13 protein-coding genes are annotated in these 14,659 nt (G+C 53.9%); 11 read left to right on the top strand and 2 right to left on the bottom strand.

The window, feature by feature from the left end; genetic code table 11:
• Positions 1-8: 8 nt before the first annotated feature.
• On the bottom strand, positions 9-1,340 hold the full coding sequence (locus tag HUF19_RS17270) for a TolC family outer membrane protein (RefSeq protein ID WP_260997751.1): 1,332 nt from the start codon (positions 1,338-1,340) through the stop codon (positions 9-11).
• 176 nt (positions 1,341-1,516) lie between these two features.
• On the opposite strand from HUF19_RS17270, the gene nudF reads away from it, so the two are divergent.
• The 9 genes from nudF (at position 1,517) to HUF19_RS17225 (ending at position 10,227) form a co-directional block, all read left to right on the top strand.
• Positions 1,517-2,134 (top strand): ADP-ribose diphosphatase, encoded by a 618-nt coding sequence (nudF, locus tag HUF19_RS17265; RefSeq protein ID WP_230331035.1) that lies wholly within the window; start codon positions 1,517-1,519, stop codon positions 2,132-2,134.
• 119 nt (positions 2,135-2,253) lie between these two features.
• Positions 2,254-2,724 carry a DUF1249 domain-containing protein gene (locus tag HUF19_RS17260; RefSeq protein WP_260997750.1) on the top strand — a complete coding sequence of 157 codons (471 nt, stop codon included), beginning with the start codon at positions 2,254-2,256 and terminating at the stop codon, positions 2,722-2,724.
• A gap of 89 nt (positions 2,725-2,813) precedes the next feature.
• A complete protein-coding gene (cpdA, locus tag HUF19_RS17255; RefSeq protein WP_260997749.1) occupies positions 2,814-3,620 on the top strand; it encodes a 3',5'-cyclic-AMP phosphodiesterase in 807 nt (268 codons plus the stop codon).
• Positions 3,621-4,220, top strand: coding sequence for a YqiA/YcfP family alpha/beta fold hydrolase (locus HUF19_RS17250; RefSeq protein ID WP_260997748.1), 600 nt, complete (start codon positions 3,621-3,623; stop codon positions 4,218-4,220).
• A gap of 89 nt (positions 4,221-4,309) precedes the next feature.
• Positions 4,310-6,199, top strand: a complete 1,890-nt coding sequence (parE, locus tag HUF19_RS17245; protein ID WP_260997747.1) for a DNA topoisomerase IV subunit B — start codon at positions 4,310-4,312, stop codon at positions 6,197-6,199.
• A 63-nt stretch (positions 6,200-6,262) separates the two neighbouring features.
• Positions 6,263-9,073 (top strand): EAL domain-containing protein, encoded by a 2,811-nt coding sequence (locus HUF19_RS17240; protein WP_260997746.1) that lies wholly within the window; start codon positions 6,263-6,265, stop codon positions 9,071-9,073.
• 102 nt (positions 9,074-9,175) lie between these two features.
• Positions 9,176-9,586: a hypothetical protein gene (locus tag HUF19_RS17235; RefSeq protein ID WP_230331040.1), complete on the top strand. Its 411-nt coding sequence runs from the start codon at positions 9,176-9,178 to the stop codon at positions 9,584-9,586.
• Between the two features lie 20 nt (positions 9,587-9,606).
• Positions 9,607-9,912, top strand: coding sequence for a hypothetical protein (locus HUF19_RS17230; RefSeq protein ID WP_145467749.1), 306 nt, complete (start codon positions 9,607-9,609; stop codon positions 9,910-9,912).
• Between the two features lie 6 nt (positions 9,913-9,918).
• A complete protein-coding gene (locus HUF19_RS17225; protein ID WP_260997745.1) occupies positions 9,919-10,227 on the top strand; it encodes a hypothetical protein in 309 nt (102 codons plus the stop codon).
• 63 nt (positions 10,228-10,290) lie between these two features.
• Here HUF19_RS17225 and HUF19_RS17220 read toward each other — a convergent pair whose 3' ends face one another.
• A complete protein-coding gene (locus HUF19_RS17220; protein WP_260997744.1) occupies positions 10,291-11,154 on the bottom strand; it encodes a pirin family protein in 864 nt (287 codons plus the stop codon).
• Positions 11,155-11,357: 203 nt separating this feature from the next.
• Between HUF19_RS17220 and parC the strand changes: the two genes are divergently transcribed.
• A complete protein-coding gene (parC, locus tag HUF19_RS17215) occupies positions 11,358-13,619 on the top strand; it encodes a DNA topoisomerase IV subunit A (protein WP_260997743.1) in 2,262 nt (753 codons plus the stop codon).
• A gap of 167 nt (positions 13,620-13,786) precedes the next feature.
• Complete coding sequence (gene speE, locus HUF19_RS17210) at positions 13,787-14,641, top strand: polyamine aminopropyltransferase (protein WP_260997742.1); 855 nt, start codon at positions 13,787-13,789, stop codon at positions 14,639-14,641.
• Positions 14,642-14,659 lie beyond the last annotated feature (18 nt).

Here is a 14,659-nt window from a genome sequence, read left to right as displayed (position 1 = left end):
ACGCGGAATTAAGCGCTGGCCAGCCAGCTGTTCAGCGTCTGGATATCGCCTTCGTTCAGGGTGCCGGCGTAGAACTTCAGGCTCAGCAGATTGATGATGTAATCGTAACGGGCGTTGGCGTAGTCACGCTGGGCGCTGAACAGGTTTTTCTGCGCGTTCAGTACTTCAACGATGTTACGGGTACCTACCTTGTAGCCGGTCTGAGTGGCTTCCAGAGCACTCTGGGCGGAGGTAATCGCCTGCTTACGGGCCTTGATATTCAGCGTATCGGTCTGCACCTGACGGAACAGGCTGCGGATATTCTGTTTAACATCGCGGCGTTGCTTTTCCAGCTGATAATCGGCGGCGGCGTAGTTCAGGGCAGATTGCTTGCTCTGACCGTAGAGCGAACCACCGGCCAGCAGCGGCATGGAGATCTTCACGCCGATGGCAGTAACAGTACTGTCGGTCGGATCATCACCAACAAAAGGCGCCTGATCGGCGTCGGTGTAGCTACCGAACAGACTGACGCTTGGCAGGTGGTTAGAGCGCGCGGCATTACGCTGCAGACGAACACCGTCTTTGCTCGCTTCGGCGATCAGGACACCGGCGTACTTATCCAGGCCAGACTGTACCCAGTCAGCGGCGTTCGCTGGCTGTGGCATTTCCATCGCAACATCGGCTTTCAGCGGCGATACATCTTCAAAGCGCTGGCCGGTAAGCTGCTCCAGAGCTTCGTAGCTGATATCCAGCGCCGCTTCCTGACCCAGCAGGTTTACGTAAGACAGATCGTAACCGGCCTGAGCTTCGTGAACGTCAGTGATGGCAATCAGGCCCACTTCAAAGCGTTGCTTGGTTTGTTCCAGAGAGCGTTTTACGGCTTTCTCTTCTGCCTGAGCGGTGGACAGGTTGTCCTGGGCACGCAGAACGTTGAAATACGCCTGAGCGGTGCGTAACAGCAGTTGCTGTTCCGCCAGTTGCAGCTGCAGACCGGCCGCATCATCGCCACTGACAGCGGCCTGATAGGTGTACCAGCTGTTCAGATTAAACAGGGTCTGGGAAGCGCTGACTTCCAGGCTGCTGAGGTCATAATCTTTATCGGTTTTGACATAGCCACCGTTCACCAGATCGATGGAATCGGCTTCTGAGCTGATGCTGGTCTGGCTGTAAGAAACCTGAGCCTGAGGCAGCAGGGCACCGCGGGCAATAGTAACGTTGTAGCTGTTGGCTTCACGGATCGCACGGGCAGCGGCGATTTCCGCGTCGTTGCTGGCCGCCTGCTGGTAGATGGTGCTAAGGTCCGCCGCATTTGCAGCGCCGGATGCTAACAGTGCAATCGTCAGAGAGAGCAGTTTTTTCATAGGGGTGCCTTTCGCAGCGGGTATGAATTCGTTTGGTCCGAAGGATTCTAACAGAAAAAATCGGTTAAAAATGATGCTGATTGTTCCATAAATAAGAACACAGCGTGCAATAGCTCTGTGTGCTGTTGCAGTACAAACAGGCAATATTCTTATTCAGTAATATAGGTAGGTCAAGTATGGCGCAAAAGCCATTGCAGTATGGCCGCGACGACGTTGAGATTGCAGCGCGTGACGTGGCCTTCAAAGGATTTTTCCGCATTGAGAAAATCCGCCTGCGTCACCGCATGTTTGCCGGCGGCTGGAGCGGTTATTTTGAGCGTGAACTGTTCGAGCGTGGCGAAGCTGTCTGTGTGCTGCTGTTTGATCCACAACGTGATTGTGTGGTGCTGACGGAACAGTTCCGTATTGGTGCGCTGGCCGATGAGCACTCGCCGTGGCTGCTGGAACTGGTCGCCGGTATGGTCGAGCCGGGTGAGAGCTATGCTGAGGTGGCGCAGCGTGAAACAGAAGAAGAGGCCGGCTGCAGCTTTAACGAGCTGTTACCCATCTGTAATTACTGGGTTTCGCCGGGTGGCACCAGTGAGCGGGTGCAGCTGTATTGCGCGCTGATCGACAGTGAAGGCGTCGGTGGTGTGCATGGTCTGGCGGATGAAAATGAAGATATCCGTCTGGCTGAAATGAGCACTGCTGAAGCTTATGCGGCGGTGGAAAGCGGCCGTATTAATAACGCTGCGACCATCATTGCCCTGCAGTGGCTGCATATACATCATCAGCAGCTGTTGCAGAAAAAGTAATAGTCAGGCGCCGTGTTAGCCTCATTTATTCTGATACTGGCGGCGCCTGAACGGATTCGCTAGGCTGCGCTGAGCTTGAACAAAGGTTCAGAAGATGGGCAGAGGAAAGGAGAAAGTGATTGCTTAAAAAACGCCAGCGTTATGTTCCCGATCTGCAGGAAATGGCGGCACTGTGTGAAGCCAACTACCTGCGCTTGCTCAAGCTTCTGACAGGTGCAGAAGTCGGGGAAGAACGCGTTTTCCAGCTCAGTAATGACCGCCACAGTGCGCGGGTTCGGCTGTGTGTGGATGAAGATCACCGTTACACCACCATGGTGTCGGTAATGCAGGAAGGCATCAGCCCTGAATGGTTACAGCCACTGTCGATGCAGGTGCGGCTGTATCACGATGCCAGTATGGCTGAGGTGCTCAGTTATCAGAATCAGCAGCGCTTCGATGGCCGCTATACTTACCCTAACCCGGCAATGCGTATGCCGGACGAAAAAGTACAATTGAATCGTTTTCTGGCGGAATGGCTTGATCACTGCTTAAAATACGGTCAGACCATTCAACCTGTCGTGCTTCCTGACCGTGTATTTCCTGTCAGGTGACAATTAATTGTGAACTTCGTTCCTGTTGATTTGCTCATTTGCCGATAAAGTTGGAAACTGACAAAAACAACTAGGGACAGGGGTGCAGTTTGTATTCACTGGATACGGAAGATACGCTGCGGCTGGTACAGATTACCGATACCCATCTGAATGGCCCCGAAGAGGGTCATCTGCTCGGTATGAAAACCCTGCACAGCATGCACTGTGTGCTTGATATCGTGCGTCAGGAACGTCCCGATATCGATACCATCATCGTCACCGGCGATCTGGCGCAGGACGGCAGTGTGCGTGCTTATCAGCATCTGCATAATGCCCTGCAACCCTTCGGCTGCCCGGTCTTCTGGTTTGAAGGCAACCATGATGTGCCGGCCAGCATGCAGGAAGTCGCCGAAGACACAGAACACCTGCAGCGCATCGTGCGCAACAAGCACTGGCAGCTGATTCTGCTGAACTCACAGGTTGAAGGGTCGGTGCATGGCCGTCTCGCGCCAGATCAGCTCGAACTGCTTGAGCGCGCCCTGAGCGAACGTCCCGATCTGCATTCTCTGGTCAGCTTTCATCATCACCCGTTGCCGATGGGCAGCCGCTGGATTGACCGCATCGGTGTAAAAAATGCCGATGAGGTGCTGGCCGTTATCCGCCGTCACAGCAATGTGCGCTGTGTGCTCTGGGGGCATGTGCATCAGGAAAGCGACCAGATGATTGATGGCGTGCGTTATATGTCGACGCCTTCAACCTGCGTACAGTTTACGCCGCAGTCCGAAGAGTTCTCGGTGGATACTCTGGCGCCCGGTTACCGCTGGCTGGATCTGCATGCCGATGGCTCAATCGATACCGGCGTCAGCCGTGTTGAGGGCATTGAATTTGAAATCGATTACTCGGTAAAAGGCTACTGATTGTATTCTTCCGCTATTGGCTGTCTGTATCTGCACGGCTTTCTCAGTTCCCCGCAATCCCTGAAAGCGCAGCAGTTAGTGCGCTTTTATGAGACCCACCTGACTGCGCAACAACTGTCTGTACCCGACCTGCCGTTTGCTCCGGCGGATGCCATTGAGGTTGCCCGCGCTGAGCTTAAGCGGCTGCAGCAGCGTTTTTCTCAGGTGTATATCATCGGCAGTTCACTGGGCGGGTTTTACGCTACCCATCTGGCCGAAACCGAAGGTGTACCGGCGGTGCTGGTGAATCCGGCAGTACGGCCGTTCGATCTGTTTGAACACTATCTGGGGCCAAACACCCATTACTACAGCGGCGAGGTGCATGAGCTGACCCATGAGCATATCGGGCAGTTGCGGGCGCTCGATTGTGCGCAGATTCAGCACCCTGAGCGACTGTTACTGCTGTTGCAGACCGGCGACGAAACCCTCGACTACCGTCTGGCGGCAGAGCTCTACCGCAACAGCCCGGCCTGGCTGGAAGGCGGTGGCAACCACAGTTTTGAGCACTTTATTGAACGCATGCCGATGCTGCTGGCTTTTGCCGCCCGTTTTCATTGCTGAATTATTAGAAGTGCCCCTCTGACTTCCCACTGCCTTCCCGTTATACTCCGCCGTTGATTATGGATTTCCGCTGGCAGCCAGAGGTTTGAATGTCTAAGCAATATACAGCGTCGTCGATTGAGGTTTTAAGCGGCCTGGACCCGGTACGCAAACGTCCGGGCATGTACACCGATACCACCCGTCCTAACCACCTGGCACAGGAAGTGATTGATAACTCGGTGGATGAGGCGCTGGCCGGCCATGCATCGATGATTGAAGTCACGCTGCACGGCGACGGTTCAATGACCGTTCTCGATGACGGCCGTGGTATGCCAACCGATATTCACCCTGAGCATGGCGTCTCCGGGGTTGAGCTGATTCTCAGCCAGCTGCATGCCGGTGGTAAGTTCTCCAATGACAACTATCAGTTCTCCGGCGGTCTGCACGGTGTGGGTGTGTCGGTGGTTAATGCCTTGTCGCAGGTGCTGGAAGTTACTATCTGGCGCGATGGCCAGGTACACCGCATCGGCTTCAAAGATGGCTACAAAGCCCTCGACCTGCAGGTGGTGGAAACCTGTGCGAAGAAAAAGACCGGCACCAGCGTCCGTTTCCTGCCTGACCCTAAGTATTTCGATTCCCCGCGTTTTTCGGTGCCACGGTTAAAACACGTGCTGCGCGCCAAAGCGGTTTTGTGTCCGGGCCTGCGTATTAAATTCAACGCGCCAAATGCCGAAGACAGTGCCGAGTGGTATTACGAAGACGGCCTGAAAGATTATCTGAAAGTTCACAGCACCGGTTATGAAGTGCTGCCGGCCGAGCCTTTTGTCGGCTCTATGACCGGCACCACCGAAGGCGTTGACTGGGCGGTGCACTGGCAGCCGGAAGGCGGCGAGCTGCTGCAGGAAAGTTACGTCAACCTGATTCCCACCGCTCAGGGCGGCACCCACGTGAATGGTTTCCGTTCCGGTCTGCTGGATGCGCTGCGTGAGTTCTGTGAATTCCGTAACTTGCTGCCACGCGGTATCAAACTGACTCCGGACGATCTGTGGGAACGCTGCTCTTATGTGCTGTCAGCCAAACTGGCAGATCCGCAGTTTGCCGGCCAGACCAAAGAGCGTCTGTCGTCGCGTGAGGCATCGGCCTTTATCTCCGGCGTGGTGAAAGACGCTTTCGCGCTGTGGCTGAACGAGCATACCGGCGAAGCGGAACAGCTGGCGGAAATGGCAATTTACAGCGCTCAGACCCGTCTGCGTAAATCCAAGACCGTCGCCCGTAAGAAGATCACCCAGGGCCCGGCGCTGCCCGGCAAACTGGCCGACTGTACCGGTCAGGACGGCGAGCGTACCGAACTCTTTCTGGTGGAAGGGGACTCGGCCGGCGGTTCGGCCAAACAGGCCCGCGACCGTGAGTTTCAGGCCATCATGCCGCTGCGCGGTAAAATCCTGAACACCTGGGAAGTAGACTCCAACGAGATTCTGGCGTCGCAGGAGGTGCACGATATTGCCGTCGCACTGGGCATTGATCCGGGCTCGGATGATTTATCCGGCCTGCGTTATGGCAAGATCTGTATTCTCGCCGATGCCGACTCCGACGGCCTGCATATTGCTACTCTGTTGTGTGCGCTGTTTGTCCGCCACTTCCGCAAACTGGTGGCGGAAGGGCATGTGTATGTCGCTATGCCGCCGTTGTATCGTATCGATATTGGTAAAGACGTTTACTACGCCCTTGATGAAGGAGAGAAACAGGGCGTACTGGAACGTATCAAAGCGGAAAACAAACGCGGTAAAGTGAACGTACAGCGCTTTAAAGGTCTGGGTGAAATGAACCCGCTGCAGCTGCGCGAAACCACGATGGACCCGAACACCCGTCGACTGGTGCAACTGGGTCTGGAGCCGGGTGATGGCACCAACGAAATGATGGATATGTTACTGGCCAAAAAGCGTGCGGGTGACCGTAAGAGCTGGCTGGAACAGCGCGGCAACGAAGCCGAAATCGCCTGACGCCGACACTGCGGACAATGATGTCCCGGGTCTCAGGCATTGGTTAACAGAGGGGGCAAGACAATGATGATCTGCCGGCATCTGCTGTTGTTTATGCTGCTTCTGTTTCCTGCCATTGCTGCGGCGGCAGATGCCGCTGTCCCTTCTGCCCGGACTGCTCAGGTTCTGTTGCTGCTGTCGTACGAGCCTGTATTTCCTGCCGCTGATAACATCGTCAGCACAATGCGGCGTGAGCTGAATAACAACCCGCATAACGATATCACCCTGCATGTCGAATATATGGACTTAGACCTGCAGGCCGGCGATGCTTATCTCCATGCCTATGCGCAGCTTTTACGGGCCAAGCAACAGCAGGGGGAACGTTATGATCTGGTGGTTGCTGCCGGTGATGGCGCATTAAAGCTGCTGGTTACGGCAGGGCGGGAGGTTCTCGGCCAGGTGCCGGTGGTGTTTCTTGGTGTTAATGACAGTCAGCTGATCCGTAACGCCCAGAATCTGGGTGGGTTTACCGGTATTTATGATGCTCTGCCTGTCTATGAGTTTATGGCGCTGATGCGCTATCTCTACCCGGGCTTTGAGCAGCTGCATGTTATTAACGATGGTCTGCCACGCAGTGGCCAGCGGTTATTGCAGCTGCAACAGGCGGCAGACAGTCTGAAGCAAAAACTGGTAGTGCACTCACTGGCGACACTGAGCTGGCAGCAGCTGGCCGATGAGCTGGCCGGACTGGATGGCGAGCCTTTATTGCTGTTATCGGCTTATCAGGATGTTGAAAAAGCCATCAAACCGCTGCACAAGTCCAATCGGTTTCTGAGTGCTCATTCAGGTTCACCGCTCTGGTCATTATCTCCCTCCGGTATCGGTGATGGTCTGTTAGGTGGTGTGGTAACAGACTTACAACTGAGCACTGAACGGGCAGCGGCTATGGCTCTGCGTATTCTGGATGGAGAAAATCCGGATCGTATTATAATCGACTGGCATCCGGAAATTCTGACTCTGGTGGATGCAGAACAGGCGATAAGCATGGGCTTTGAAGCGGACGATTTTCCGCAAAAAACCATATTTATGAACCAGCCCCCCGGCTTCTGGCAGAGCTATCGTAATCTCTTTTTATTGCTGTTGTCGGTAACGGTATTCTTTACCTCAATCGGATTATTTATCTGGTCGGAAATCCGCCGGCGGAAGTTCAGTGATCAGCAACTGGATGAACGCACTGAACTGATCAAAAATATCCTCGACTCGATTCCGGACATTATTTTTTATAAAGACCGCAATGGCGTTTATGTTTTCTGCAATAAACAGTTTGTGAATCTGATGGGAAAAAATCCGGTTGGTTATACAGACTTTGATGTATTCGATCAGGAAACTGCCGAGTTCTTCCGTGCCAAAGATAAAGAAGCGGTCGCCCGGAAACATATGAATGTCAATGAAGAGTGGGTACATAGCGTGGATGGCAGTGTGATGCTGCTGGAAACCCAGAAAACCCCTATTTATGACAAACGCGGACGCTGTATTGGTGTGTTTGGTCTGAGCCGTGATATTACCGAACTGAAAAAAGCCCAGCAGAATCTGGAGCATATCGCCCACCATGATGTATTAACCGGTTTACCGAATCGTCTGTCGCTGAATAAAAAACTCGAATATGCACTGAATATGGCACGCCGCGGCGGAGAGTTACTGGCGGTTATTTTCCTCGACCTCGACCGCTTTAAAGATATTAACGACACCATAGGTCACGATATCGGTGACCTGCTGCTGAAAGACGTTGCCCATCGCCTGCATAACAATGTCCGTGATTCCGATATCTGTGCGCGCCTGGGTGGTGATGAGTTTGTTGTGATACTCAGCCGGATTGATGACGAAGAGCGTATACAGGAAAAGTGTGACCGGTTGCTGCAGGTTATCTCCCGGCCATACAGCCTGCAGGGTCATCTGCTCAGTGTGTTTGCCAGTGCCGGTATCAGTATTTATCCGCAGCACGGTAACAGTGTGGATGAGCTGATCCGCAATGCGGATGCTGCTTTGCATAAAGCCAAAGAGCTGGGACGTAACCGCAGCTGTTATTATCAGCGTGAGCTGACCGACAGTATTCACTCGCGCATGTCACTGGAGCAGGATTTACGCTCGGCGCTGGAACAGCACAGCTTTACTCTTTATTACCAGCCACAGTTCCGCGTAGGTGACAGCATTCCGAAAAGGGTAGAAGCCCTGTTGCGCTGGCCGCACCCGGTTCGCGGGCTTATTTCACCCCATGATTTTATTCCTCTGGCCGAAACCAGTGGCATGATCGTGGAGCTGGGTTATTGGGTATTACGCTCGGCCTGTCAGCAGTTTTTGTTCTGGCGTCAGCAGGGACTAAAGCTGGAAAAAATATCGGTCAATGTATCGCCGATTCAGATTAACTCCAGCTTTGCATCTACCGTAGCCGACATTCTTCAGCATCTGGATTTTGATCCGCGCTGGCTGGAGCTGGAAGTCACCGAAAGCCTGATGATGTCCGGCACGACCGAAGTGTCGCAACAAATCAGTGAATTACGGGCGATGGGTGTTGATTTTGCCATCGACGATTTCGGTACCGGCTATTCCTCATTGAGCAAAATTAAATCCATGCCGGTAACTGTATTAAAAATAGACCAGTCGTTTGTGCGCGATATCAACGACGATATCAACGATTACGAAATTGCCCGCGCTATTGTGCTTATGGCTAAAAGTCTGGGACTTATTGTTGTCGCCGAAGGTGTGGAAACCAAAGAGCAGGAAGGAACGCTGCATCGTCTTGGCTGTGAATGGGTTCAGGGCTATTACTATGCCATGCCAATGGACGGTGAAGAATTTTATCAGCGCTATTGCACAGAGGCTGTTCAGCCTGACTGATTTTAACAGCGACAAAATATCTGAAATTTTTCGTCATCATAGTTTTTTCTCTTTATAATCCGCGCCGGCAATAGTTCATTGCCATTTACTTAAGGAGCAAATATGCGTTGGACAGCACTACTGGTGCTTGCCCTGACGGCTGGCTGCGCGCGTCTGGATCATGTTCAGATCGGCAGTATTGATCAGTCTCAGGGTGAATTAGTACCCGTTTCCGTACGGTTGAGTGAAACCGGTTTTGATGCAACGGCCGCCGCCGAAATTGGCCGCGTTGCCAGTCGCGGCAGAACAGCTGAAAACTTTAAACAACTGCGCGATATTCTGGCGCTGATTAATATGGGCCCGCGTACCGGTAACCCGGTATTCGACGATGCCTATGCACAGCGACTGCAGGAATATCTGCTGGTGGAATGCCCGAGTGGCCGCCTGACCGGTATCCGCGCTATTCGTGAAGCAAAAACAGCAGGCCCGGTGTCGGGTGAAATCGTAGGTGTTGATGCTTACTGCATCCGCTGAGAAATAAGGAAATAAAGAATATGTTTAAACGTTTTATCACCCTGGCGGTATTGATGACGGCCCTGACTGGTTGTGTCAGCCTCAACTCTGTTTCCCTGACCCAGGTACCGGCCGAGCGCAGCAACGAAATCAGCGCGACTTCCAGCAGCTGGACTTTCCTTGGTATTGCCTTCAGCAACGACTTCGTTGATGAAGCCATTCTGGATCTGAAAAGCCAGTGTGCCGGCGGTAAGGTAGAAGGCATTCTGACCAAGTTTCAGCACACGGTATTTATCCCGGTTGTAATCCGCGAAGTGGTTGCCACTGGCTACTGCCACAAGGGGTAAGCAGGAATGAAAATCCGTATATTACTGCCACTGATGCTGCTGACCGGATGTACCCATTCGGTTCATATGCAGCACGTCAGCGACTTTGATGATGTGCCTGCTGCAGAAAAGCGCAGCGTGGTAACGGCTGAAACTGAACAGACCGTTGTGCTGGGATTTGTCTTTGATACTGACTATGTCGATCAGGCAAAACAGCAGTTGATGGCTCAGTGTAACGGCCGCCTGAGCGCGGTAACCACTCAGTATTCAACCAGCCACGGTTTTCTGCACTGGACCAATAAGATCCGCATGCAGGGATTGTGCAGCGAAGGCTGATGCAATAAAAAATCCCGGCCAACGCCGGGATTTCTTATTACTTTCTCGCGCAATTCTTCTGCGTTATTTCTTACCCGGCAACGGCGTATATTCACGCTCATCCCCGGGTACTTTAGCAAAACGCTGCGCCTGCCAGTCGGCTTCGGCCTGAGCGATGCGCTCGCGGCTGTAGGCAACAAAATTCCAGCGGATATAAGGCACCTGTTCATAGCGCTCGCCACCGAGCAGCACAAAACGGCTGTGGCTTTCGACCTGAATGCTTTCATCGCCGTCGAGCAGAATAAAATCACCGGCATTAAAACTCTGGCCGCTGATATTCAGCGAGCCGCTCTGAATATAAACCGCGCTTTCGTAGTTCGGGTGCGGCAGTGCAATCTGCTCACCGGCGGCGCTGATAATATCGATAAAAAACATCGGCGAGTGAGTGCGTACCGGCGAGGTCATGCCGTAGGCTTCCCCGGCAATCAGACGCATGATGGTTTTTTCCAGATAATAATGCGGCAGCTGCTCTTTTTTCACATGCTGGAATGATGGCTCGATTTCGGCTTTTTCCGGAGGCAGTGCCAGCCAGAACTGCAGACCATTCAGCTCGTGCTCACGCGAGCGTACCTCCAGCGTTTCGCGTTCTGAGTGCACAATGCCGCGACCGGCGGTCATCCAGTTTACTTCGCCGGGAAAGATTTCCTGCACATTGCCCAGGCTGTCGCGGTGCAGCATGCTGCCGCTGAACAGGTAACTCAGGGTCGACAGGCCGATATGCGGATGCGGGCGTACATTCACCCCTTCACCCGGTTTGAACAGCGCCGGCCCCATATGATCGAGGAAGATAAAGGGCCCGACCATTTTCTTCACCGCACTGGGCAGAATCCGGGTAACGCTGAAGCCGTCGAGGTCTTTTGTTTCACCATTGATCAGGCTGGCCATCATGAACTCCTTAGCTGCTGTTCAGATCGTTGATTGTCGGAGGTTAGTATATTTCTGCCGGTTGGAATGAAAATCACAAAAATAAGCCGGTATCGTTCTAATTTTTAGAATATTCTTCGCTGAACTGCCGCACAGATTGTTCTCTGTCGCCGGGTCGGTCACAATCGGCGGCATTCATTCCATCAGAACTCAGCCCTGCAGGACTTATGACGGATCAGATCAGTTACACCGATGATGGTGTCGAGCGCCAGTCGCTGAAGCAATACACCGAAAACGCTTACCTCAACTACTCCATGTACGTCATCCTCGACCGTGCGCTGCCGCACGTTGGTGATGGCCTCAAGCCGGTGCAGCGCCGCATCGTCTACGCCATGAGCGAGCTGGGGTTAAAGCATACCGCCAAATATAAGAAGTCGGCCCGTACCGTGGGTGACGTGCTGGGTAAATACCACCCGCACGGCGACAGCGCCTGTTATGAAGCCATGGTGCTGATGGCACAGCCGTTCTCTTACCGCTACCCGCTGGTCGATGGTCAGGGTAACTGGGGTGCGCCGGACGATCCGAAATCCTTCGCTGCCATGCGTTATACCGAAGCCAAACTGGCGCCTTACGCCGAAGTGCTGCTCAGCGAGCTGGGTCAGGGTACGGTGGAGTGGCAGCCGAACTTCGACGGCACTATGGACGAGCCCTGCACGCTGCCTGCGCGTCTGCCGAATATTCTGCTTAACGGCACCACCGGTATTGCCGTGGGTATGGCGACGGATATTCCGCCGCACAATATCCGCGAAGTGGCCAGCGCCTGTATTCACCTGCTGGATGATCCGGATGCCAGCATCGAAGCCCTGTGCGAACATGTAACCGCACCGGATTTCCCGACTGAGGCAGAAATCATCACGCCGCGTGAAGATCTGCGTAAGCTGTACCGCGATGGCCGTGGCAGCGTAAAAATGCGCGCGGTTTATACCATTGAAGATGGCGATATCGTTATTACCGCACTGCCGCATCAGGTCTCCGGTGCCAAGATTCTGGAGCAGATTGCCGCCCAGATGCAGGCGAAAAAACTGCCTCTGGTCACCGATCTGCGCGATGAGTCGGATCACGAAAACCCGACCCGCCTGGTGATTGTGCCCAAGTCGAACCGGGTCGATACCGATGCGGTGATGGCGCACCTGTTTGCCACCACCGATCTGGAAAAGAACTACCGCGTTAACATGAACGTGATTGGTCTGGACGGTCGCCCACAGGTGAAAAACCTGAAGCTGATGCTGAGCGAGTGGCTCAGCTACCGTACCGAAACCGTACGTCGCCGCCTGCAGTTCCGCCTCGACAAAGTACTGGCGCGTCTGCATATCCTCGAAGGTTTACTGGTCGCTTTCCTCAATATCGATGAAGTGATCGAAATCATTCGTCGTGAAGAAGAACCGAAAGCGGTGCTGATGCAGCGTTTTGGCATTTCCGATATTCAGGCCGAAGCCATCCTCGAATTAAAACTGCGTCATTTAGCCAAACTGGAAGAAATGAAAATTCGCGGTGAACAGGATGAGCTGGAAAAAGAGCGCGATTATCTGGAAAAAACCCTCGGCTCTGAGCGTCGTCTGAAAACCCTGATCAAGAAAGAAATCAGTGCCGATGCCGAACAATACGGCGACGAACGCCGCTCGCCGGTGGTGGTTCGTGGTGAAGCCCGCGCCTTCAGCGAAACCGAGCTGGTATCGGCCGAAGCTGTGACGGTTGTGCTGTCGCAGAAAGGTTGGGTACGTGCCGCCAAGGGCCATGACGTGGATGCTGAAAACCTGAGCTATAAAGCCGGTGACAGCTTCCTGGTCAGCGCCAAAGGTAAGTCGAATCAGAATGCGATTTTCCTCGATAGCAGCGGTCGCTCTTACAGCCTGCAGGCGCATACCCTGCCATCGGCGCGGGGGCAGGGCGAGCCTCTGACCGGTAAGCTCAATCCGCCGGCGGGCAGCAGCTTTATCTGCACCCTGATGGGCAAAGACGAAGAACAGTATCTGCTCAGCACCGATGCCGGTTACGGTTTCGTCGGCACCATTGCCGATATGCAGAGCAAAAACAAAGCCGGTAAAAATCTGATTACCGTGCCGGATAACGCCCGCATTCTGGCGCCAGCGAAGATCAGCGATCCGGAGAAATCCTGGATTGCGGCGGTCAGCAATGAAGGCCGTATGCTGGTGTTCCCGGCCGCCGATCTGCCACAGATGGCGCGCGGTAAGGGCAACAAGATGATCAGCATCAACAGCGCCAAAGCCGCGGCGCGCGAAGAGCTGATGGTCGGCGCGGTAGCCTTCAGTCAGGAAGACACGCTGCTGGTGTATGCCGGTAAGCGTCATCTGAAACTGAAGTTCGCCGATCTGGAGCACTACCTGGGTGAGCGTGGCCGTCGTGGTAATAAACTGCCGCGTGGCTTCCAGAATGTTGATCTGATGGAAGTGGTCAGCAAAGACGCATAACGCGCTTTTGCTGTGAACAGTGGTCAGGAAGCGCGGCTTCCTGACCACCTTCTTTCGTTCCTGCCAAACTTGCCGTCAAGCACTGACGTTCATTCTGCGGTCTGACTCCGGCACATCATTCCGTTATAATCCCGCCCGAACTTAAGCTCTGCATTACAGGAATCCCCATGTCTGCAAAAAACGTTGTTTCTGAAAGTCTGTACGACGGCTATGCCCAGTCCTTCTCCGTCAGCGAAGTGTTATTTGAGGTGAAAACCGAGCACCAGCATCTGCAGATTATTGATACGCCGTTTATGGGCCGGGTAATGCTGCTGGATGGTGTGGTGCAGACCACCGAGCGTGATGAATTTATTTACCACGAAATGATGGTACACGTGCCGCTGTTTGCCCATCCGGCACCCAAGCGTGTGCTGATTATCGGCGGCGGTGATGGCGGCATTCTGCGTGAAGTGCTGCGTCACAAGAACGTTGAACACGTGACTCAGGTGGAGATCGACGGCAGCGTGATCGACATGTGCAAAGAGTATTTCCCCAAGCATTCCAATGGTGCCTTCGACGACCCGCGCGCCAATATCGTGATTGCCGATGGCAAAGAGTTTGTGGCCCAGTGCCAGGATACCTTTGACGTTATCATCTCCGACTCCACCGACCCTATCGGTCCGGGCGAAGTGCTGTTCACCTCCGATTTCTACAAAGACGAAAAAACCTGCCTGAACGCCGGCGGCATTATGGTGGCGCAGAACGGTGTTCCCTTTATGCAGGGTCAGGAAGTCACCAATACTTTCCAGCGTCTGAGCAAGCTGTACAGCGATGCCAGCTTCTACGTGGCGCCAGTACCCACCTACATTGGTGGTGTGATGTCTCTGGCCTGGGCGACCGACAATGAAGCTCTGCGTAAGCAGAGCGTTGAGCAGATTGCTGAACGCGTTGCCGCTGCCGGTTTTGAAACCCGTTTCTACAATGCCGACGTACACGTTGCCGCTTTTGCGCTGCCGAACTATGTACGCGCCCTGATGAAATAAGCGCCGGTTTATATCGGC

The organism is Thalassolituus hydrocarboniclasticus (genome assembly GCF_025345565.1).
Lineage (GTDB): Bacteria > Pseudomonadota > Gammaproteobacteria > Pseudomonadales > Oceanobacteraceae > Venatoribacter > Venatoribacter hydrocarboniclasticus.
Note: the sequence above shows the minus strand (reverse complement) of the source record. Positions and strands in the feature narration are given on the sequence as shown.